This is a genomic window from Mesorhizobium sp. WSM4848 (genome assembly GCF_055811375.1).
Window position 1 is genome coordinate 466,575 of sequence record NZ_JBVVPX010000001.1, and the last position, 19,990, is coordinate 486,564.

A 19,990-nucleotide genomic window follows, 5' to 3' on the forward strand; every position below is an offset into this window, starting at 1 on the left:
CATGACTGAGCCGCTTGTCCGCATGGAAAACATCCGCAAGCACTACGGGCGCGTGCAGGCGCTGGTGGACGCCAATTTCCATGTCAATGAAAGGGAGATCGTCGGTCTGCTCGGCGACAATGGCGCCGGCAAGTCGACGCTGATCAAGGTCTTGTCGGGTGCGGTCCCGCTGACCAGCGGCGACATCTTCATCCGCGGCAAGAAGGTGGACTTGCGCAGCACCAGCGACGCCATCGCCCACGGCATCGAGACGATCTACCAGGACTCCGCACTGGTCACGCAATTGTCGATCGCGCGCAACCTGTTCCTCGGGCGCGAGCCGATCAAGCCGCCGCGTTTCCTCAACCGTATGGACCAGGAGGCGATGAACGTGGTCGCCCGCGATCTGCTCAAGCAGGTCGGCATCTCGAAGAACATCCCGCCGACCACACCAATCGGCTCGCTCTCCGGCGGCGAGCGGCAGGCAGTGGCGATCGCGCGCGCCATGCATTTCGACAGCGACCTCATCATCCTCGACGAGCCGACCAACAATCTCGGCGTCGCCGAGACGCAAGGTGTGCTGAGCTTCGTGCGCAGCGCCCGCGATTCGGGCCATTCCTGCATCTTCATCGCCCACAACATCCATCACGTCTTCCAGGTGGTCGACCGCATCGTCGTCATGCGCCGCGGCAAGGTGGTTGCCGACGATATCGACCCGAAGAACACCGACGTCGCGGAAGTCGAACGGATCATCACCGGCATGTCCGACAAGGAGATCCGCGACGCCATCGTCCAGGGGAAGCAACCACAAGGCTGAGTGGCCAGTTGGAAGCCGGGTTGGCCGTATCTCTGGTACAGGATCACATCGGCTCCTATGACTGCGACTATGAAAGCCACCGTTGCGGACATCGCCAGAAGCTGCGGGCTGTCGACCGCGACGGTCGACCGGGTGCTGAACAACCGGCCGGGCGCCAGCGCCGCCAACCGGCAGCGGGTAATGGAGGCGGCCAAGCAGCTTGGCTATTTGCCGGTCGTGGATCAGGTCACGCTGCCCTCGCGGCCGGCGCATCTCGAGTTCTTCCTGCCGATCGGCTCGAATGCCTTCATGACGGATCTGGCAAATCATATCGAGGACTATGCCGCACGCCTGCCGCTTGTCGCCTCCTGCCGGATCCACAAGCTCGCCGGCATCTCGCCGAACGCGTTGCAGGCGGCCGTCGAAAACCTTTCGCTCAAGGCAGACGGCGTCGGCGTCATCGCCATCGATCACCCGAGAACGCGCAACATCCTGCGCGAGATCGTCGAAGCCGGCATCCGCCTGGTCACGCTGGTGTCGGACGTTCCGGGCGCGCCGCGATCGGCCTATGTCGGCATCGACAACCGTGTCGCCGGGCGCACCGCAGCCCTTTTGATGGGACGTTTCCTGGGCGGTCGCACGGGCCATCTGGCGATGATCGTCGGGTCACGCTCCTATCGCGGGCATGAAGAACGCGAAATGGGCTTTCGCTCGGTGCTCAGCGAGGAGTTCCGCAATTTGACCGTGACCAGCGCCGTCGAGATCAACGACGAGCCTGGTATCAGCTACACGGCGACGATGAAGGCGCTGCACAACGAGCCGGAACTGCTCGGCATCTATTGCGTCGGCGCCGGACGCTCGGGCGTAGCGAAAGCGCTGCTGGAAGCCAAACCGCAAAGGAAGCCGGTGTTCATCTGTCACGACCTGACAAGAGCGACACGCGGCTATCTCGTCGACGATCTGCTCGATGTCGTCATCGACCAGAATGCACGGCTGATCGCCGAGCAATCGGTCATTCGCCTGCTCGGCTCGATCGCTTCCTCGGCGCCTTATCTGACGCGGAAATTCATCGAACCGCGCCTTATCTTCAAGGAAAACGTGCCCGTCCAGTGATGCCGCGCAACCGCCACGGTCACTTGCCCCGATGGTTAAAATTCGGTTGATACCGCGAATCTGCACATCTGCTATGCATCTTTTGCTATTGCCGAATCATTGGGCAATCGCTAGTTTCGCAGGTGTCGGCCATCTACTCCTCCCAGATGCGATGCCGACGCTGAGTGCGGCGCACCTCCTCCCGTGCCGTATTCGAAATCGAGCCCGCTGCCACCTCCTCCCGGCAGCGGGCTTTTTTTGTTCTGGGGTCTCGGGCAAGGCGGCGGCTATCGCCATCGGCCGGTTCGGGCAGCGCCGCAGCCCCATCGGAATCCCGCCACACTTGTCACTCTCACCAGTTCGCCATCGGGCCTAGCCTGCTCACAACCAGCAGCGACCGCAGCGCGCAAGAGCGCGACGGCAGACCGGCAACGGAGACGTGAGATGACAGCACATCCCAAGGCAAAAGAGCACTCGCGGCGCGGCTCGCAATGAACACACCACCGATCGTTTCTCCGCTTGCGAGACTATCTGGCCCTGAACGAGGTGATCAGGCCTTCCGCCATGCGGACAAACTGCGCGCTGGGGCCTTCGGCTCCGACGCTTTGAAGGCTGACACGGGCGCCTTCAAGCAGCAGCGACAATGTATCGGCGAGAAGCTCTGCCTGGCCGATGCCGGCATCCCGACACAGGCCGACGAGACGGTCGCGCTGAGCCTGCTTGAGTTCCTTGATTACACGACGGGCCGGATGGTCGGTCTCGCTCAACTCGATGGCGGCGTTGGCCATGTCGCAACCGCGGCCGTCCATCATCAGGCAATCGGCTGCCATCCGGACCCAGGCATGCAGTTGCGCAAGCTTGTCGCCCGGATGCTCCGCCTCGAACTTTTGCCACATCGCGTTGGCGCTGCATGCGGTCGCCCGCAGGCACTCGATGACCAGATCGTCCTTGGACTCGAAATGACGGTAGAGCGTCATCTTGTTGGTACCGGCGGCCTCAGTGATCGCGTCGACACCGACGCCCTTGATGCCATGCTTGTGGAACATATCCCGTGCCGTCTCCAGGATGCGATCCCGGGGGCGGATGCGTTCCGCAGTGCCGTCTTCCATCAAAACCTCCTTGGTTTCCGGGGTTTCCGAAAAATCCCTCGGTACACCTCTTGACTAGGGTGTTACCGGTCTGTAACTTCTAGATGTTACTTACTGGTAACACCCCCATTGCCTCGTGTCAATCTCGCAGGCGCCTGTCAACAGCCTCCGCCAAATCGGCCCAGGCATGAAACTGCGCCCCAGGCGACTTTGGCCGCGAACAGGAAGACCACCCGATCTGCGGCGGCTTACGCTGCAAATCGCCAAGCCAGGAGCCGCTACGATGTCGCAGCGCAAAGATTTGACGATCGACGAAGTTGTGAAGGATCCGATGATCCGGATGCTGATGAAAGCCGACCGTGTCGACCCGCACGCTTTCGAGACGATGCTGCGTAGCCTTGCGGATGCGCAAGGCCGCGGCCGCAAGGCGCCGCCTCGTTTCCTGGAAGTTCCCGGGCAAAGCCGCAGCCGGCGGCTGTCAAGAGTCGCCAAGGCCTTTGGCCAGGCATCGGGCGAGGCGTGCGTGTCATGGTAAATTTCTTCATCCACCGTCCGATCTTCGCATCGTCGATCGCCATCATCATGGTGCTCGCCGGGACGATCTGCTATTTCCTGCTGCCTGTCTCGCAGTTTCCCGACATCACGCCGCCTCAGGTGGTGGTCAGCGCCAACTATCCGGGCGCCAGTGCGCAGGTCGTGGCCGACACCGTCACGACGCCGCTCGAACAGCAGATCAACGGCGTTCAAGGCATGACCTACATGTCGTCTTCGAGCTCCAATGACGGCTCCTCGACGATCACCGTCACCTTCGAGGTCGGCTACGACCTGAGCACCGCCGCCGTCGACGTGCAGAACCGCGTGTCGCAGGCGGCGTCCTCGTTGCCTGCCATCGTCAACCAGGGCGGCGTGACGATCAAGAAGCAGAACCCGAACTTCGTCCTGATCGTCAACCTCACCTCGCCCGACGGCTCTGTCGATCCGGTCGCGCTCAGCAACCTCGCCTACCTGCAAGTGGTCGACCCGCTGAAGCGCCTGCCCGGCGTCGGCGACGTGCAGATCTTCGGCGAGCGGCGCTATTCGATGCGCGTATGGCTCGATCCCGACAAGCTCGCCAATCTCGGCATCACCGCCGTCGATGTCCAAAACGCCATTGCCGAGCAGAATGTTCAGGTCGCGGCCGGCAAGATCGGGCAGTCGCCGGCGCCGGCCGGCACTGCTTTCGAAATGCAGGTCAACGCCGTCGGCCGGCTGAGCGATCCCAAGGAATTCGGCGATATCATCGTGCGCGCCGATGCCGCGAACGGTTCGCTGGTGCGGTTGCGCGACGTTGCGCGCATCGAACTCGGCGCCCTGCAATATTCGTCGTCGGCGTTCTTCGGCGAGGACCCGACCGTGGTGCTCGCGGTCTACCAGATGCCGGGCTCGAACGCCCTCGATCTGCAGCAGCGCGTCAAGGACAAGATGCAGGAACTGTCGGCCCGCTTCCCCAAGGGCGTCAGCTACGCCATGCATTACGATACGACACGTTTCGTTTCGGCGTCGATGCACGACGTGCTGGTCACGCTCGGCGAGGCACTGGTCCTGGTTGTCGCGGTGGTGTTCATCTTCCTGCAGAGCTGGCGCACCACAATCATCCCGACGATTGCGATTCCGGTGTCGCTGGTGGCGACGCTCGTCGTCATGTACATGTTCGGCTTCTCGCTGAACATGCTCAGCCTGCTCGGCATGGTGCTGGCGATCGGCCTCGTGGTCGATGACGCGATCGTCGTCGTCGAGAATGTCGAACGCCAGCTGGAGGCCGGCCTCAAACCGCTGGCTGCGACGCGCGCGGCGATGGCCGAGGTCACCGGCCCGATCATCGCCACGACCGCCGTGCTGATGGCCGTGTTCGTGCCGGTCGCCTTCATACCTGGCGTTTCCGGCCGGCTCTACAACCAGTTTGCGCTGACGGTGGCGATCTCGTTCGGCATCTCCGCCTTCGTCTCGCTGACGCTCACCCCGGCGCTCAGCGCCGCCTTCCTGCGCCACCGCCCGGCAACGCAGTTCGTGCTGTTCCGCTGGTTCAACACGGGCTTCGATCGGCTGTCGCATGCCTATGCCCATGGTGTGCGCTTCCTCATCCGCCTGCGCTGGATCATGCTCGGCATATTCGCGGCCGGGCTTGTCGCGACCTATTTCGTCTGGCAGCGGCTGCCCTCGACCTTCCTTCCGGTCGAGGATCAGGGTTATTTCTTCGTAGTCATCCAGTTGCCGGATGGGGCATCGCTGGAACGCACCGACGCGGTGGCCCGCAAAGCGCGTGACATCCTGCAGAACACGCCCGGTGTCGATATCGTCGGCTCGATCAGCGGCTTGAACTTCCTCACCAGTGCCGCCCAGTCGAACTCGGCGGTGGAATTCGCCATCCTGAAACCATGGGACGAACGCGGCCCTGACCAGAGCGCCTCGAAGCTCGTCGCCGACGTGCGCTCGAAGCTCATGGAACTTCCAGAAGCGTTCGCGCTGAGCTTCGACCCGCCTTCGATCCCGGGCATCGGCACGACCGGCGGTTTTGAATTCCAAGTGGAGGACCTGACCGGTCGCGGCAGCGCTGCGCTCAACGACGCGACGCAAGCCGTGCTGGCCGAAGCGCGCAAGCAGCCCGAGCTCAACCCGCAGCAATTGTTCTCCTCGTTCTCGACCTCGACGCCGCAGTTCAACTACGACCTCGACCGCAACAAGGCGAAGCTGCTCGGCCTCAGCCTGCCTGACGTGTTCAACACGCTGCAGATCTATCTCGGCTCGCTCTATGTGAACGATTTCAACCTGTTCGGCCGCACCTTCCGGGTGACGATCCAGGCCGACAAGGATGCGCGTGCGGGTGCTGCCGACATTTCGCGGCTCTATGTGCGCAATGCCTCCGGCGGCATGGTGCCGTTGAGCACGCTCGGCAAGCTGGTGCCTGTCGTCGGCCCGGAAACCGTTCCGCATTACAACAACAACGCGTCGGCCCTGATCAACGGCGGTGCCGCACCCGGCTTCTCCTCGGGCCAGGCGGTCGCCGCGATGGAACGTGCCGCCGCCACGGCGCTGCCGAAGGATTTCGGCTACGAATGGACGGGCATCACCTATCAGGAGCTCAAGGCCGGTTCGATCGCCTCGATTGTCTTCGGCCTCGCCATGGTCTTCGTCTTCCTGATCCTCGCCGCCCAATATGAGAGCTGGGCCATGCCTTTCATGGTTCTGCTCGCGGTGCCGCTTGCCCTGTTCGGTGCGTTTGTCGCCCTGTTGATGCGCGGCATGCAGATCGACGTCTATTCGCAGATCGGCTTCGTCATGCTGATCGGGCTGGCGGCGAAGAACGCCATTCTGATCGTGGAGTTTGCCCGGCGCCGGCGCGAGGAGGGTCTCAGCATCGTCGACGCCGCAATGGAAGCGGCGCGCCTGCGGCTGCGGCCCATCCTGATGACCGCTTTCGCGTTCATCCTCGGTGTGCTGCCGCTGATGTTCTCGACAGGTGCCGGTGCAGCCAGCCGCCAGTCGATCGGCACCACCGTCTTTGGCGGCATGGTCGCGGCGACGATCCTGTCACTGGTGTTCGTGCCGGTCTTCTACGCGGTGATCGAGCAGCTGCGCGAGCGCCGCAGCAAGGGCGAACCCGTTGCCGAACCGACTGAACCAACTGCCGAACCCGCCTTCGAGCGATTGGCCGAAGCGGCCGAATAGGATTGGAGAATTGATCATGCGTAAATGGAAAATTGCGTTGGGAGCGGCTGTTGCCGTGGGGGCGATCTCGATGGTGAGCGTCCACTTGCTCGACATGGGCAATTTCGGCCTCAACGCCGGCACGGCAGGGGCGGCAACGCCTGAGACCGCGGCGCCCGAGCCCGCAGCGTTTGTCATGCCGGTGCCGGTGGTGAGCGTCGTCAAGAAGACGATCCCGATCTATCTCGACTATGCCGCCCGCACCGAGCCGATCCGCAGCATCACAATGCAATCGCGTGTGCCGGGTTATCTGCAGGAGCAGGTCGCGCCCGACGGCAGCGATGTCAAGAAGGGCGAGCTTCTCTACAAGATCGCTCCAGAGGATTTCCAGGCTGCCCTCGAGCAGGCGAAGGCTCAGGTCCAGCGCGACGAAGCAACGCTCGACTATGCCCGTTCCAGCCTTGGTCGCGGCACCGAGCTGGCCAAGAGCGGATACCTCGCCAAGGATGCGTTCGACCAGCGCACCAGCAGCTTGCGCGAGGCCCAGGCCTCGCTCGCCGTCAACCAGGCGGCGGTGCGGACCGCCGAGCTCAATCTGAGCTATTCGGAAATCAAGGCGCCGTTCGCCGGGCGCGTCGGCCGCAACCAGGCCTCGGTCGGAACGCTGGTCAGCGTCGCCGGCACGGTGCTCAACACACTGGTGCAGCTCGACCCGATCTATGTCACCTTCAATCCGAGTGAAACGGATCTGGCGCAGATCGAGGAGGCCCGCGCGGCGGGACCCATCGATGTCGACGTCCTGCTTCCCGGCGATACCGAACCGCGCCACAAAGGTCAGCTCACCTTCATCGACAACACGGTCGATCGCTCGACCGGCACCATCACCGCACGCGCGACGATCGGCAACGCCAAGTTCACGCTGCTGCCGGGCCAATATGTTCGCGTCAGGCTGCACATCAAGCAGCAGCCCGATGCACTGATGGTGCCGCAGACGGCGTTGGGGTCGAGCCAGCTCGGCAAGTATCTCTACGTCGTCGGCAAGGACAACACTGTCGACCAGCGCATTGTTTCGCTGGGGCCGACCGACGGCGATCTGGTGGCGATCTCGAGCGGCGTAGCGGAAGGCGACCAGGTGATAACAGGCAATCTGCAGAAGATCGGCCCAGGAATGCCTGTCTCGCCGCTGTCACAGAAACCGGCCACCTGATACCCCCGCATCAGGCCCGGTCCAACGGCGCTCCCGGCTATGCCGAGGGCGCCGTTTCGCTGAGCAGTTCGGCCGGGCCGGCGACAACGGCACAGCTTCGAAGAATTGCTTGCCTATGCGCGCAGCCTCGAACAGTGTGCTTCCCGGGGCGCCAAGGCCGATCGCGCCGGCCTGTCGCGCAACCGGCCTGACGGCAGTTGAGCCGGCCGGACGATGCAGGTTGGCGGCAACCACGGATAGAAAAATTGTGGATCAAAACCATCAAGGCCTACCATGTCGTGCAGCCCTTTGTGGACGGGCCCTACCGCATGTCCAAGGGGCGCGTCGCCGACGCATTCGACGCGGTGATCGTCGCCATTACCTGCGACAACGGGCTGACCGGCTGGGGCGAGATGGCGCCGCTCGGCAATTTCTACTCGCCGGCATTCGCGGCCGGCACTCGAGCCGGCGTCATCGAAATTGCCCCGCATCTGCTCGGCCACGATCCTCGCGCCTTGGCCAGTATCGGCAGGCTGATGGACACGGTGTTCAAGGGCCATCCCTACATCAAGTCGGCGCTCGACATGGCCTGCTCGGATCTCGCGGCACGCCGCCGAGGTGCCGCTGGTGACGCTGCTCGGCGGGCGCGAGAGCGAGACGGCGGAACTCTACAAGGTCGTCACCCATAGCACCGTCGACGCGATGGCCGCACTGGCCAAGCGCATCGTCAAAGACGGGTTTCACCGGTTGCAGGTCAAGGTCGGCGGCAACGTCCATGACGACATCGAGCGCGTCACCGCAGTCGCCGCTTCGGTGCCGAAGGGCACCGTCATCTTCTGCGACGCCAATGCCGGCTGGACGCCCTATCAGGCGCGCCAGTTCGGCGACGCGACGCGCGCCATCGACTACACGTTCGAGCAGCCCTGCACCACGATCGACGAATGCATGTCGGTGCGCCGCTCGCTCGACAAGCCGATGGTGCTCGACGAATCCGTCACCTCGCTGGACGACATGCTCGACATCCACCGCCAGGGGGCGGCCGACGGGCTGATGCTGAAAATCTCGCGGCTCGGCGGCGTGACCAGGACGCGGCAGATCCGCGACCTTGCCGTCGATCTTGGTTTCATGATCACCGTCGAGGACACCGGCGGCGCCGAGATCGACACATCAGCCATGGCGCATCTGTCGCTGTCGACGCCGGAGGAGCGCCGGCTGCACGCCATTGCCTTCCACGAATGGGTGACGGTGCGCACCGCATCGAACAAGCCGCCGGTTGCGGGAGGCCGCATGGCATCCCGGACGGGCCGGGCCTCGGCATCGACGTCCCCGCAAACATTCTGTGATTTAATTTTTGTTCGAGCCCTGGCTTGCGACTTGGCTGCGCGGGCAGCTAGGGCGCAGAAGGCGGTGATCTATGCAGGCGGCGAGGGCCGCTGCGCCAATAGCTAACGACGAAGCCGCGCAACAGAGAGCGCCAGCCGGCATACTCGGCGCATGCCAGTCTATCAGCTGCCGACCTCGAGGAAGGGCGCGCCAAGCAGGTCGGGAACAACGGGTACCGAATTGCCGGTTGAAATATTTTTCATTTGGAAATAGGAATGTTCAAAATGATGGCTTCGACGCTGCGGCGCGTCAGGAACTGGAGGAAGCGACATGGCCCATCCGCAATTTGCAGCGGAACTTTTGCAGCGCGCTGAACAGCAGGGACCGATCACCATCGGGCTTGCCGGCGCCGGGCAGATGGGCACCGACATCGTCGTCCAGGTCGCGCTGATGCCGGGCATGCGGATCGGCGCCATTTCCGAGGTCAGGCCGCAGGCGGCGATCGATGCGGCGCTGCTCGCCGGCCACGACCGCTCGGATATCGTGCAGGCCGGCAATGCGGCGGCGATCGACCGCGCCATCGAGGCCGGCAAGATCGCGGTGACCGAAGATTTGCATGCGCTGGCGTCCGCCGGCCGCATCGACGTCATCATCGACGCGACAGGCAATCCCAACATCGGCACGCTGTTCGCGCTCGAAGTGATGAAGAACGGCAAGCATATCGTCATGCTCAACGTCGAGGCCGACATCACCATCGGCCGCTTTCTCAAGGAGGAGGCGCGCAAGGCCGGCGTCGTCTATACCGGTGCGGCCGGCGACGAGCCGGCCTGCACGCTGGAGATCATCGGCTTTGCCAGGAGCCTCGGCTTCAACATCATCGCCGCCGGCAAGGGCAAGAACAATCCGCTGAAGATCGACGCCATGCCGGCCGACTACGAGAAGGAGGCGGCCGAGCGCAACATGAATGCGCGCATGCTGGTCGAGTTCGTCGACGGCTCGAAGACGGCGATCGAGATGGTGGCGATCGCCAACGCCACCGGCCTGGTGCCCGACGTGCCGGGCATGCACGGCCCGACCGCGACGCTGGAGGAACTCGCCGGCGTGCTTTGCCCGCGCGAGGATGGCGGCGTGCTGCACCGCAAGGGCGTGGTCGACTATTCGATCGGCAAGGGCGTGGCGCCCGGCGTGTTCTGCATCATCGAGACCAGGCATCCGCGCGTGCTGGAGCGCATGATCGACCTCAAGGTCGGCAAGGGCCCGTATTTCACGATCTTCCGCCCCTATCATCTGACCAGCCTGGAAGTGCCGCTGTCGGCGGCGCGCGCCGTGGTCTACAAGCGCGCCGACATGGAGCCGCTCGACCATCCGGTCGCCGAAGCTGTGGCGGTTGCCAAGAGCGAGCTTGCCCCTGGCCAGTCGCTCGGCATGATCGGCGAGAACGACTATCGCGGCTTCGCCATGACCTGGGAGGACGCGCGCGCCCGCGGCGCCCTGCCGCTCGGCCTCGCCGAACGCGCCAAGGTGGTCAAACCGGTCAAGACAGGCGATTTCCTCACCTATGAAAATTGTGTACCCGACGATTCGATGGTGATAACCCAGATCCGCCGTCGTCTCGACCAGTCGGACGGACGGTTCGTTACGAACGCCGCCTGATCCGCTGGATTCCCGCCTGATGGACGATGTCGTAATCGGGATCGACGCCTCGACCACGGCCGTGAAAGCGATTGCCTTCACGCGCGACGGCAAGGAGCTGTTCCAGGCGCGCGAAGCCTATCCGCTTTCAAATCCCAGGCCCGGCCATTTCGAGCAGGATGCCGAACATTGGTGGACCGCGCTGCTCGGCGCCCTGAAGCAGGTCACCGAGGCGGTTGGCGCTGCCCGGGTGGCGGCGATCGCCATCGCCCACCAGCGCGAGACCTTCACGCTGATCGACCACGCCGGCAAGCCGCTTATTCCGGCGATCCTGTGGCTGGACGAGCGTGCGCGCCCGCAAGTTGCCAGGCTTTCGGCCGAGTTCGGCCGCGAAACGATCCGCGACTGGAGCGGCAAGCCGCCGGACCCGACGCCCGCGCTCTATGCGATCGCCTGGCTTGCCGAACACCAGCCGCAAGCGCTCGACGCCGCAGCCGCACTCGTCGATGTGCATGGCTTCTTCGTCCACCGGCTGACCGGACGTCTGGTCACCAGCACGGCAAGTGCGGATCCGCTCGGGCTGCTAGACATCAGGAATGGCAGTTGGCACCTTGAGCTCGTCGAGGCAGCAGGACTGCGGCCGGACCAGTTGCCGCAACTGGTCGCGCCCGCCGCGATCTGCGGCGGGCTTGGTGAAAGCGTGGCCAGGCTGACCGGCCTGAAGCCCGGCACGCCTGTTGTCGCCGGCGCCGGCGACGGCCAGGCGATGGGCTTTGGCATGGGCGTCTATGGCGAAGGCATAAACTATCTTTCGCTCGGTTCGGGCGTCGTCAGCGGCTGTTATTCCCACGGGATGGCGACTTCGGACGCGTTTCGAACGCTGGTCTCGCCCACCGGCTCGGGGTTCATGCTGGAAACCGTGCTGCGCTCCGGCATGCAACTGGTCGACTGGATCGTTCGCACCACCGGCTCGCCGTCGGCCGCAGCGCTGGAGAAGGCGGCGGTGGACGTTGCCGCCGGCAGCGAGGGACTGCTTGTCATGCCGTATTGGGCCGGCGTCATGAGCCCCTATTGGGACGGCGCGGCGCGCGGCGCCATTGTCGGCCTGTCGTTGGACCATGAGCCGAAGCACCTTTTTCGAGCGGTCCTGGAAGGCATCGCCTTCGAGCAGGCGATCGCCAGCGAGGCAATGGAAACTCAAGCCGGCGGCAAACCGGCGGCGATAATAGCTGCCGGCGGCGGCACCAACTGCGCCCTGCTGATGCGGATCATGGCAAGCGTGCTCGAGCGACCGCTCTCTGTCTCGCCGGTCAACGAAGCCGCAGCCCTTGGCGCCGCCATGCTGGCGGCTTCGGCCGTCGGATGGTTTGCCTCGCCCGAAACGGCGGCCGAGGCGATGACCGCGCCGCCGACCAGGCATGTCGACCCCGTCGACGGGCTGGTCTCCGGCTACCGCGCGCGCAAGGCAATCTACCGCGACCTCTATCAGGCGACGCGCGACATCCATGTGCGGCTCGGCAACGCGACGGAGTGAATTCACGACCTAGACGTCTGGCATCTTTGGTCTTCGCATTTTCGCGGCCGATTTTGCGTCTTGTCCGGCCAATGCTAGATTCCAATGCTCATGAAGACGACATTTCACCGCGCGGCCTTGTCCTGGATTGTCGCCGTTGCGGCAATTCCAATATCTGCACTCGCGGAGAACGAGCCCGCGGCCGAGGCGCCGCTCGAGGTTGCGCTCGACATCGACGATGATGGGCAGATGGATCGGGCCGTAATGGTGCAGGATCCCGACAGTGGGCAAGCGGACCTTTACATCTATCTGGCTGCCGGCGATGACAAGCTCGATCCTTCGCGCAAGCCGGCCTTCATCAAGAAGGCGCTTACGGAGGGCCGAGTTCTTGAGCTCGAAAGCAAGGGCAAGGGATCGCTGAGCGTCACCTCCTGTTTCGGCTGCGGAGCCAACAAATCATGGGCTGAGACGCTCACGATCGTCCATCGCCGCGGCAAATTCCTGGTCGCCGGCTATAGCCGGTACTGGGACTGGAACGTCCAGACGTCCGATGGCGACGTCGAGACCACCCTGGGGAGTTGCGACATCAACTTTCTCACCGGCAAGGGCGTCGCCTCGCAGGGGCTGGATGACGGCCAACCGATCAAAGGAGAATTCAAGCCGGTGGCTCTCGCCGACTGGTCGTATGACGGCCGCCCCAAGCCCTGCGAATTTTGAGGCGCCTCTGTCCGAAGCGCACAAAACTCAGCGGTTGAGCAGGCCTTTGGCCGCATCCTCGTCGGTGATCAGAACCGATACCTTGGTGTTGGCGAGCGCCGCACGCATGATGGCAATTTTTTCTTGCCCTCCCGAGACCAGGATGATGGCCGGGATGTCCGACAGGTCCTGCAGCGGATACGCGCAGACCCGCCGGTTGACCTCATGGTCGACGAGCCGGCCGTCGGCGTCGATGAAATGGCATAAAATATCGCCAACTGCACCGGCCGCCTGAAGCTCTTCGAGTTCGCTGGGCTTGATGAAGCCGTAATTGGCGATCGGGCTGTCAGTGGAAAACGATCCGACGCTGAGCACGGCGATGTTTGCCCGGCGTGCACGGAAGACGACGTCCTGAACGCTGCGCTGGCTCATGAAAGCTTCGCGCTGCTCCGGCCTGTCGGCATAGACCGGCACCGGCAGCAAAAAACACTCGGCGCCGATCTTTTCGGCGAATTCCCAGGCGCTTTCGGTCGGGTTGAGCGGCTGGGCATGGGTGAGGCCGCCGAGCATGGAAACCACCGTCGTCCTGGCGATCGGCCGCCGTGGCAATTCATTGATGGCGAATTTCAGCGTCCGCCCCCAGCCCAGCGCGATGACATCGCCGGCATTCACATTGTCGGCCAGATAAGCGCCCGCGGCATGGCCGATCATCAGCGGCGCGTTGCTTCGGTCGGCGGCCGACGGCACCACAACGGCCTGGCTGAGCCCAAAACGCTGCTTCAGAGCCTCTTCCAGCACCAGGCATTCGACGACGCTGTCACGGATGCGGAACTGGACGACGCCCTCCTCACGCGCGGCGGACAGGATGCGATGCACCTTGATGCGACCGATGCCGAGGATCTCCGAAATCCTCTCCTGAGTCAGACCCTCGACATAATAGTGCCACGCGGCACGGGCCTTCAGCTCGGCATCCGGGAAGCGCGAGGCCTTGTCATTCTCTGTCATCGCCATCTTTTTGCCCTCCCGCGGTCGTCCGAATCATTCAAATGGCGTGATCCGACCAAGCGACACCAAATCGTTCTGCGTGCCCAGGATTCAAGGGTTAAGACGTCGACAGGATATCGTCTACAACGCGAGATGAAAGCCAAAATGGTCAACATTTACTTCGTCTTGGCCGTCCTGCCCTGCTCAAGCAGCCGAAATGAATTCCGCAGGATGAGAGCGGACCTGAAACGCGGCATTTCATGCCCTTTCGTAAGGCAAACCGGCTGGCGGCGCAAACCGGCGTGGAATGATGCGGCGGGCCTTGACAATTTTCCGACGAACAGTTTAGCTGAACAAAATTGCATATCAAAGATAAATTGTTCACAGGGAGGTGCCTGGTGAGCAAGAGTGAGCCGACGACGCATCGCCGGATCGCTGATGGAGGAGACAAAATGGCTGTGAGCAACGGCGCAAGCGAGTTGAAGGCGGGCCCAAATGCGCAGGCCGCGGCGGGCGCGAAGCTTTCGGCCCTGTTCGCCGGAACCATGGGACCGCTGATCGGGCTGGTGCTGCTGTGCCTTGCGCTGTCGCTGACCACCGACACCTTCCTCACCGTCCGCAACATCCTCAACGTGCTCGACCAGGTCACCGTGCTCGGCATCATGGCGATCGGCATGACGCTGGTCATCCTGATCGGCGGCATCGACCTGTCCGTCGGCTCCGTGCTGGCGGTCGCCGCCATGGTGATGGGCTTCGTCGCCCATCCCGACCACCTCAATCTCGGCATGCCTGCCGGCATCGTCACAGCACTTGTCGTTGCTGGACTTTGCGGGCTGGTTTCAGGCCTGCTGGTGACCGTCACCAGACTGCCGCCCTTCATCGCCACGCTGGCCATGATGTCGGTGGCGCGCGGTCTTGCCAACATGATCACCGACGGCTCGCAGATCATCGGCTTTCCCGACTGGTTCACCAGCCTGTCGATCATCCGCCATTTCGGCTTCCTGTCGGTCACCGTCGGCTTGATGATCGTTCTGGCCATCATCTTCGCGATCTTCCTGAACTATCGTGCGACCGGTCGCAGCCTCTACGCGATCGGCGGCAGCGCCGAGGTCGCCAGGCTGTCCGGCATACCGGTCAAGTCGCTGACCAACTGGGTCTACGCGGTCTGCGGCGTGCTGGCCGGGCTCGCCGGCATCGTGCTTGCGGCACGGCTCGATTCCGTCCAGCCGAGCTCCGGCTTCGGCTACGAACTGGATACGATCGCGGCGGTGGTGATCGGCGGCGCCAGCCTGTCAGGCGGCGTCGGCTCGATCGGCGGCACCGCCATCGGCGTGCTCATCATCGGCGTGCTGCGCAACGGGCTGAACCTGCTCGGCGTGTCGCCCTTCATCCAGCAGGTGGTGATCGGTGTGGTGATCGCGCTGGCGGTGGCCACGGATACATGGCGGCGCAGAGCACAATGAAGAGCGGGGCCCAATGAAGAGCGGGGCGCAATGAAGAGTGGGGCGCAATGAGATTCACCCGGATGTCCGGGCGAAAACGGATCGGTGATCCGAAACTGGGAGTTGTTCGGCCAACGGGCGCCGTGATGCGCCGGCGGGACAGATTGAACATCAACGGAGGAAACACATGCTGACCAAACGTTCATTGCTGCTTGCTGCCGCGGCCGTCATTCCGCTGCTCGGATTGTCCAACATGGCGTCGGCCAAGGAAGCCAAGAAGCTTGGCCTTGCCGTCGCCAACCTGCAGGCCGACTTCTTCAACCAGATCAAGCAGTCCGTCGAAGCCTACGGCAAGGAAAAGGGCATCGAAATCGTCACCGTCGATGCCAAGGGCGATTCGGCGACCCAGGTCAGCCAGGTGCAGGATCTGATCACGCAGAACATCGATGCGCTGATCTACATCCCGGCCGGCGCCACCGCCGCCACCGTGCCGACCAAGACGGCCAAGGCGGCCGGCATCCCGGTCATCAATGTCGACCGCAACGCCGAGGGCGCACCCGGCGACACCTTCATCGCCACCAACAGCGTGGCGTCGGCCAAGGCGGTGTGCGACTACATCGCCAAGCAGGCCGGCGGCAAGGGCGAGCTGATCATCATCCACGGCCAGAAAGGCACGACGCCCGAGGTCGACCGGTCTAAGGGCTGCGGCGAAGCGCTGAGCGCCTATCCAGACATCAAGGTGGTCGGCGAGCTATGGAGCGAAGGCTGGCATCAGGACGAAGGTTTCAAGCTGACGCAGGACCTGCTGCAGTCCCATCCCGACGTATCGATCGTCATCGGCCAGGCCGACGCGCTGGCGCTCGGTGCTGCGCAGGCTGTCAAGGTCGCCAATCCCGGCCACAAGGTCTGGGTTGCCGGCTTCGACGGCGACGTGGCGGCGCTCAAGGCACTGAAGGGCGGCGTTTTCGACGTAACCGCGACGCAGCAGACACAAGGCATGGGCCGGCTTTCCGTCGATGCGGCGATCAAGCTGGTGGCCGGCGAAACCGTTCCCGCAGAACAGCTGCAGGACGCGACGCTGACCACCAAGGACAATGTCGATCAGTTCATCGCCAAGCATCCCTGATCCCAAAGAGTCCGGCAGTTGATGAGCGGAACGATGTCCCTGGATCCCAGCCACACGCAGACCCCGCATCTGGGGCTCTTCGTCAGCGGCCTCTGCAAGAGCTACGGACCGGTCCAGGTGCTGGCCGATGCGAGCTTCGAGGTCCGGCCGGGCGAGGTCGTGGCGCTGCTTGGCGAAAATGGCGCAGGCAAGTCCACCGTTTCGAACATCATCGCCGGGTCGACCAAATCCGACGCCGGCAGCATCACATGGCGGGGGAAGCCGTATTCCCCCGCCTCTCCCGCCGCCGCGATCGACGCCGGCGTCGGAATGATCCACCAGGAACTGAAACTGCTGCCGGATCTGTCGGTCGCCGAGAACGTCTATGTCGGGCGCCTGCCGATGCGCGGCGGCCGCATCGATCGCGCGGCAATGAATGCACGGGCATCGGCGCAGTTGAAGCGGCTCGGCCTCGATGTCTCGCCGGAACGCAAGGTGCGGACGCTGCGCATCGCCGCCCAGCAGCAGGTCGAGATTGCCAAGGCGCTGACGCTCAATGCCGAGCTTCTGATCTTCGACGAACCGACGGCAGCGCTTGGCAGCGAGGAAACGGAACTGTTGTTCCAGCAGATCCGCAAGCTCAAGGCGGAAGGCATGTCCTTCGTCTATATCAGCCACCGGCTGGACGAGATCGCCGAGATCGCCGACCGCGTGGTGGTGATGCGCGACGGGCGCATCGTCGCCCGCCACGAGCGCGCCGACATTCCGGTGCGCGCGATAGTCGAGCAGATGGTCGGCCGCAGCGTCGAGCGGATGTTCCCGCCGCTCTCGGAGCCGGGCAGCGAGACGTTGCTTGAGGTCGAGAACCTGTCCTCGCCGGAACGCAGCTTTCAGAATGTCAGCTTCTCGGTGCGGACCGGCGAAATCCTTGGCATCGCCGGCCTGATCGGCGCCGGCCGCACCGAGCTGGTGCGAGCGATCGCCGGCGCCGATCCGATTTCCTCAGGCTCGGTGCGTGTCGCCGGCAAACCGGTGCACCTCAATGGCCCGGCGGCGGCGATCAAGGCCGGCGTCGTGCTGGTTCCGGAAGACCGCAAGGCGCAAGGCGTGGTGCTCGACCAGACCATCGGCGAGAATCTGGCGATCGGCAATTTCGACCAGGTCGCGCCGAATGGCTGGGTATTTCCCAAGGCGGTACAGAAATTCGCGGAGGCCGGCATTGGCCGGCTCGGAGTCAAGGGCCGGCCCAACCAGGCGATCAGCAAGCTTTCCGGCGGCAATCAGCAGAAGGTGATCATCGCCAAATGGATTTCACGGCCGCCCAAGGTGTTCATCCTGGACGAGCCGACACGCGGCATCGACGTCGGCGCCCGCGCCGCGATCTACGACGTCATCGCCGACCTCGCCCGCTCCGGAATGGCGGTGGTGGTGGTGAGCTCCGATCTCGAGGAAGTGCTCGGCCTGTCGCATCGCGTGCTGGTGCTGAGCCGTGGCCGCCAGCGCGGAATTCTCGACCGCAGCGAAGCAAGCAACATCGCCGTCATGGAGCTCGCCACAAGCTGAGGGCGGCATAAAGGATCGGAATAGAGCGCAGCAGGTGATATCCTCCCAGGCACCGGACCGCGCGGGGCGCCAGCCAGGACTGGCGCCCCTTCCTTCCCAGGGCAGCACCGGCGGCTCAACAGGAAAACATGTCGATGAAACTATTCGATCTTCATGGCGACGTTGCCCTCGTCACCGGCGCCGGCAGCGGCATCGGGCAAGCGATCGCCATCGGCCTGGCCGAGGCCGGCGCCGACATCGCCTGTTTCGGCCATGCCTCGAAAGGCGGGCTGGACGAAACCGCGCACAGGATCTCGGCGCTCGGCCGCAAGGCATTGGTGCTGACCGGCACGGTGACGTCAGAGGCCGATTTGGCAGCGGCGATCGAACGCACGGAGAAGGAACTCGGCGCGCTGACCATCGCTGTCAACAATGCCGGCGTCGCCGGGGCCGAGCCTGCCGAGACGCTGTCGCTGGAGAAATGGCAGAAGCTCTACGACGTCAATGTCAGCGGCGTGTTCCTGTCCTGCCAGGCTGAAGCGCGCGTAATGCTGACGCGGCGCCAGGGCTCGATCATCAACATCGCCTCGATGTCGGGCTCGATCGTCAACCGCGGCCTGACCCAGGCGCACTATAATTCGTCGAAGGCCGCCGTCATCCACATGTCGAAGAGTCTCGCCATGGAATGGGCCGATCGCGGCCTGCGCGTCAACGTCGTCAGCCCCGGCTACACGCTGACGCCGATGAACAAGCGGCCTGAGGTCGCCGACCAGGTCAGGATATTCGAGCGCGACACGCCGATGGGGCGGATGGCGGAGCCGGAAGAGATGGTCGGCCCGACCGTGTTCCTGGCCAGCCGCGCTTCGAGTTTCGTCACCGGCATCGACCTGATCGTCGATGGCGGATTCGTCTGCTGGTAGGAGAACAGGAAAGTGCAGAAGCGTTTCGAGGGTAAGACGGCGGTCATCACCGGCGCCAGCGGCGGCATTGGCGCAGCGATAGCCAGGCGCTTCGCGGCTGAGGGCGCGGCTGTCGTCGTCAGCGCCATCGACCAGCGCGTCGAAGAGGTCGCCGCCGGACTGAAGGCGGATGGCGCCAAGGTCGCATCACTGCGCATGGACGTGACCAGGAAGGACGAGGTCGCCGCCCTCTACGATCTGGCCGAACAGCAGTTCGGCCGCGTCGACATCTCCGTGCAGAATGCCGGCGTCATCACCATTGCCAGGATCGAGGCGATGACCGAGGCCGAATGGGACAAGGTGCTGGCGGTCAACACCAAGGGCGTGTTCCTATGTTGCCAGGAGGCGATCGCGCGCATCCGCAAGCATGGCGACGGCGGCAGGCTGATCAACACCGCATCCGGCCAGGCGCGCCAGGGTTTTATCTACACGCCGCATTATGCGGCGTCTAAATTCGGCGTCGTCGGCATCACCCAGAGCCTTGCCAAGGAAGTGGCCAAGGAGAAGATCACCGTCAACGCGATCTGCCCCGGCATCATCGACACCGACATGTGGGCCTACAACGACGCCGCGTGGGGCAGGCTGATGGGCGACTACAAGCCCGGTGAGCTGATGGCCGAATGGGTAAAAAACATCCCGATGGACCGCGCCGGCAGCGGCGAGGATGTTTCGGGCCTGGTCAGCTTCCTGGCCAGCAACGACGCCGCTTATATCACCGGCCAGACGATCAATGTCGATGGCGGCCTGATCATGTCGTGAGGCGCCACCGCTTCTTGCCTTCTCCCCTTGTGGGAGAAGGTGGATTGGCGCGCAGCGCCAAGACGGTTGAGGGGTGTTGGAAGGATCGCCGTCGGTGCCAAGCTGGAGCACCCCTCATCCGGCCGAGCTTCGCTCGGCCACCTTCTCCCACAAGGGGAGAAGGAAGAGGCGCGCGAGATGGCATTAGTCGTTGCGCGACATGAATGTTGG

16 protein-coding genes and 1 pseudogene are annotated in these 19,990 nt (G+C 63.9%); 14 read left to right on the forward strand and 3 right to left on the reverse strand.

The annotated features are described in order from the left end of the window. Position 1 precedes the first annotated feature (1 nt). Complete coding sequence (locus AC0L16_RS02285; protein ID WP_473618732.1) at positions 2-796, forward strand: ATP-binding cassette domain-containing protein; 795 nt, start codon at positions 2-4, stop codon at positions 794-796. 69 nt (positions 797-865) lie between these two features. Further along, positions 866-1,888, forward strand: coding sequence for a LacI family DNA-binding transcriptional regulator (locus tag AC0L16_RS02290; RefSeq protein WP_077381698.1), 1,023 nt, complete (start codon positions 866-868; stop codon positions 1,886-1,888). A 506-nt stretch (positions 1,889-2,394) separates the two neighbouring features. On the opposite strand, the gene AC0L16_RS02295 is transcribed toward AC0L16_RS02290, so the two are convergent. Then, positions 2,395-2,976, reverse strand: coding sequence for a TetR/AcrR family transcriptional regulator (locus AC0L16_RS02295; protein WP_023799451.1), 582 nt, complete (start codon positions 2,974-2,976; stop codon positions 2,395-2,397). A 262-nt stretch (positions 2,977-3,238) separates the two neighbouring features. Between AC0L16_RS02295 and AC0L16_RS02300 the strand changes: the two genes are divergently transcribed. The 4 genes and pseudogenes from AC0L16_RS02300 to AC0L16_RS02315 all read left to right on the forward strand — a co-directional run bounded on the left by AC0L16_RS02300 (position 3,239) and on the right by AC0L16_RS02315 (position 9,168). Further along, on the forward strand, positions 3,239-3,490 hold the full coding sequence (locus AC0L16_RS02300) for a hypothetical protein (protein WP_473618733.1): 252 nt from the start codon (positions 3,239-3,241) through the stop codon (positions 3,488-3,490). After that, positions 3,484-6,660, forward strand: coding sequence for an efflux RND transporter permease subunit (locus AC0L16_RS02305; RefSeq protein ID WP_473618735.1), 3,177 nt, complete (start codon positions 3,484-3,486; stop codon positions 6,658-6,660). The genes AC0L16_RS02300 and AC0L16_RS02305 overlap by 7 nt, the downstream gene beginning before the upstream one ends. Before the next feature lie 16 nt (positions 6,661-6,676). Continuing rightward, positions 6,677-7,846, forward strand: a complete 1,170-nt coding sequence (locus tag AC0L16_RS02310; protein WP_473618736.1) for an efflux RND transporter periplasmic adaptor subunit — start codon at positions 6,677-6,679, stop codon at positions 7,844-7,846. A gap of 245 nt (positions 7,847-8,091) precedes the next feature. Beyond that, positions 8,092-9,168, forward strand: a pseudogene (locus AC0L16_RS02315) (mandelate racemase/muconate lactonizing enzyme family protein). A 162-nt stretch (positions 9,169-9,330) separates the two neighbouring features. Here AC0L16_RS02315 and AC0L16_RS02320 read toward each other — a convergent pair. After that, complete coding sequence (locus AC0L16_RS02320; RefSeq protein ID WP_473618737.1) at positions 9,331-9,480, reverse strand: hypothetical protein; 150 nt, start codon at positions 9,478-9,480, stop codon at positions 9,331-9,333. Here AC0L16_RS02320 and AC0L16_RS02325 point away from each other — a divergent pair. From AC0L16_RS02325 to AC0L16_RS02335, 3 genes are all read left to right on the forward strand, one after another. Further along, positions 9,479-10,801: an NAD(P)H-dependent oxidoreductase gene (locus tag AC0L16_RS02325; RefSeq protein WP_287175611.1), complete on the forward strand. Its 1,323-nt coding sequence runs from the start codon at positions 9,479-9,481 to the stop codon at positions 10,799-10,801. The two genes, AC0L16_RS02320 and AC0L16_RS02325, sit on opposite strands and share 2 nt — an antisense overlap. 19 nt (positions 10,802-10,820) lie before the next feature. Next, the gene (locus AC0L16_RS02330) at positions 10,821-12,314 is read left to right on the forward strand and encodes a xylulokinase (RefSeq protein ID WP_473618739.1); all 1,494 of its coding nucleotides are present in this window, start codon (positions 10,821-10,823) and stop codon (positions 12,312-12,314) included. A 90-nt stretch (positions 12,315-12,404) separates the two neighbouring features. Beyond that, entirely contained in the window at positions 12,405-13,010 is a 606-nt protein-coding gene (locus AC0L16_RS02335) for a hypothetical protein (protein WP_473618740.1), read from the forward strand. Between the two features lie 27 nt (positions 13,011-13,037). On the opposite strand, the gene AC0L16_RS02340 is transcribed toward AC0L16_RS02335, so the two are convergent. After that, the gene (locus tag AC0L16_RS02340; RefSeq protein WP_292543472.1) at positions 13,038-14,000 is read right to left on the reverse strand and encodes a sugar-binding transcriptional regulator; all 963 of its coding nucleotides are present in this window, start codon (positions 13,998-14,000) and stop codon (positions 13,038-13,040) included. Between the two features lie 425 nt (positions 14,001-14,425). Here AC0L16_RS02340 and AC0L16_RS02345 point away from each other — a divergent pair, with 425 nt between their 5' ends. The 5 genes from AC0L16_RS02345 to AC0L16_RS02365 all read left to right on the forward strand — a co-directional run bounded on the left by AC0L16_RS02345 (position 14,426) and on the right by AC0L16_RS02365 (position 19,780). Continuing rightward, positions 14,426-15,436 (forward strand): ABC transporter permease, encoded by a 1,011-nt coding sequence (locus AC0L16_RS02345; protein WP_473618741.1) that lies wholly within the window; start codon positions 14,426-14,428, stop codon positions 15,434-15,436. A gap of 166 nt (positions 15,437-15,602) precedes the next feature. Continuing rightward, positions 15,603-16,541 (forward strand): substrate-binding domain-containing protein, encoded by a 939-nt coding sequence (locus AC0L16_RS02350; RefSeq protein WP_473618743.1) that lies wholly within the window; start codon positions 15,603-15,605, stop codon positions 16,539-16,541. 33 nt (positions 16,542-16,574) lie between these two features. Continuing rightward, positions 16,575-18,083 carry a sugar ABC transporter ATP-binding protein gene (locus tag AC0L16_RS02355; RefSeq protein ID WP_473618744.1) on the forward strand — a complete coding sequence of 503 codons (1,509 nt, stop codon included), beginning with the start codon at positions 16,575-16,577 and terminating at the stop codon, positions 18,081-18,083. 128 nt (positions 18,084-18,211) lie between these two features. Next, positions 18,212-18,982 (forward strand): SDR family oxidoreductase, encoded by a 771-nt coding sequence (locus tag AC0L16_RS02360; protein ID WP_473618745.1) that lies wholly within the window; start codon positions 18,212-18,214, stop codon positions 18,980-18,982. Positions 18,983-18,994: 12 nt separating this feature from the next. Further along, entirely contained in the window at positions 18,995-19,780 is a 786-nt protein-coding gene (locus AC0L16_RS02365) for an SDR family oxidoreductase (RefSeq protein ID WP_473618746.1), read from the forward strand. Positions 19,781-19,990 lie beyond the last annotated feature (210 nt).

Coding starts and splice junctions, on each gene's coding strand:
- AC0L16_RS02290 (WP_077381698.1), top strand. CDS start 866: ATGAAAGCCACCGTTGCGGACATCGCCAGAAGCTGCGGGCTGTCGACC.
- AC0L16_RS02295 (WP_023799451.1), bottom strand. CDS start 2,976: ATGGAAGACGGCACTGCGGAACGCATCCGCCCCCGGGATCGCATCCTG.
- AC0L16_RS02330 (WP_473618739.1), top strand. CDS start 10,821: ATGGACGATGTCGTAATCGGGATCGACGCCTCGACCACGGCCGTGAAA.
- AC0L16_RS02335 (WP_473618740.1), top strand. CDS start 12,405: ATGAAGACGACATTTCACCGCGCGGCCTTGTCCTGGATTGTCGCCGTT.
- AC0L16_RS02340 (WP_292543472.1), bottom strand. CDS start 14,000: ATGGCGATGACAGAGAATGACAAGGCCTCGCGCTTCCCGGATGCCGAG.
- AC0L16_RS02360 (WP_473618745.1), top strand. CDS start 18,212: ATGTCGATGAAACTATTCGATCTTCATGGCGACGTTGCCCTCGTCACC.
- AC0L16_RS02355 (WP_473618744.1), top strand. CDS start 16,575: ATGTCCCTGGATCCCAGCCACACGCAGACCCCGCATCTGGGGCTCTTC.
- AC0L16_RS02305 (WP_473618735.1), top strand. CDS start 3,484: ATGGTAAATTTCTTCATCCACCGTCCGATCTTCGCATCGTCGATCGCC.
- AC0L16_RS02320 (WP_473618737.1), bottom strand. CDS start 9,480: ATGTCGCTTCCTCCAGTTCCTGACGCGCCGCAGCGTCGAAGCCATCAT.
- AC0L16_RS02325 (WP_287175611.1), top strand. CDS start 9,479: ATGGCCCATCCGCAATTTGCAGCGGAACTTTTGCAGCGCGCTGAACAG.
- AC0L16_RS02345 (WP_473618741.1), top strand. CDS start 14,426: ATGGCTGTGAGCAACGGCGCAAGCGAGTTGAAGGCGGGCCCAAATGCG.
- AC0L16_RS02285 (WP_473618732.1), top strand. CDS start 2: ATGACTGAGCCGCTTGTCCGCATGGAAAACATCCGCAAGCACTACGGG.
- AC0L16_RS02310 (WP_473618736.1), top strand. CDS start 6,677: ATGCGTAAATGGAAAATTGCGTTGGGAGCGGCTGTTGCCGTGGGGGCG.
- AC0L16_RS02300 (WP_473618733.1), top strand. CDS start 3,239: ATGTCGCAGCGCAAAGATTTGACGATCGACGAAGTTGTGAAGGATCCG.
- AC0L16_RS02350 (WP_473618743.1), top strand. CDS start 15,603: ATGCTGACCAAACGTTCATTGCTGCTTGCTGCCGCGGCCGTCATTCCG.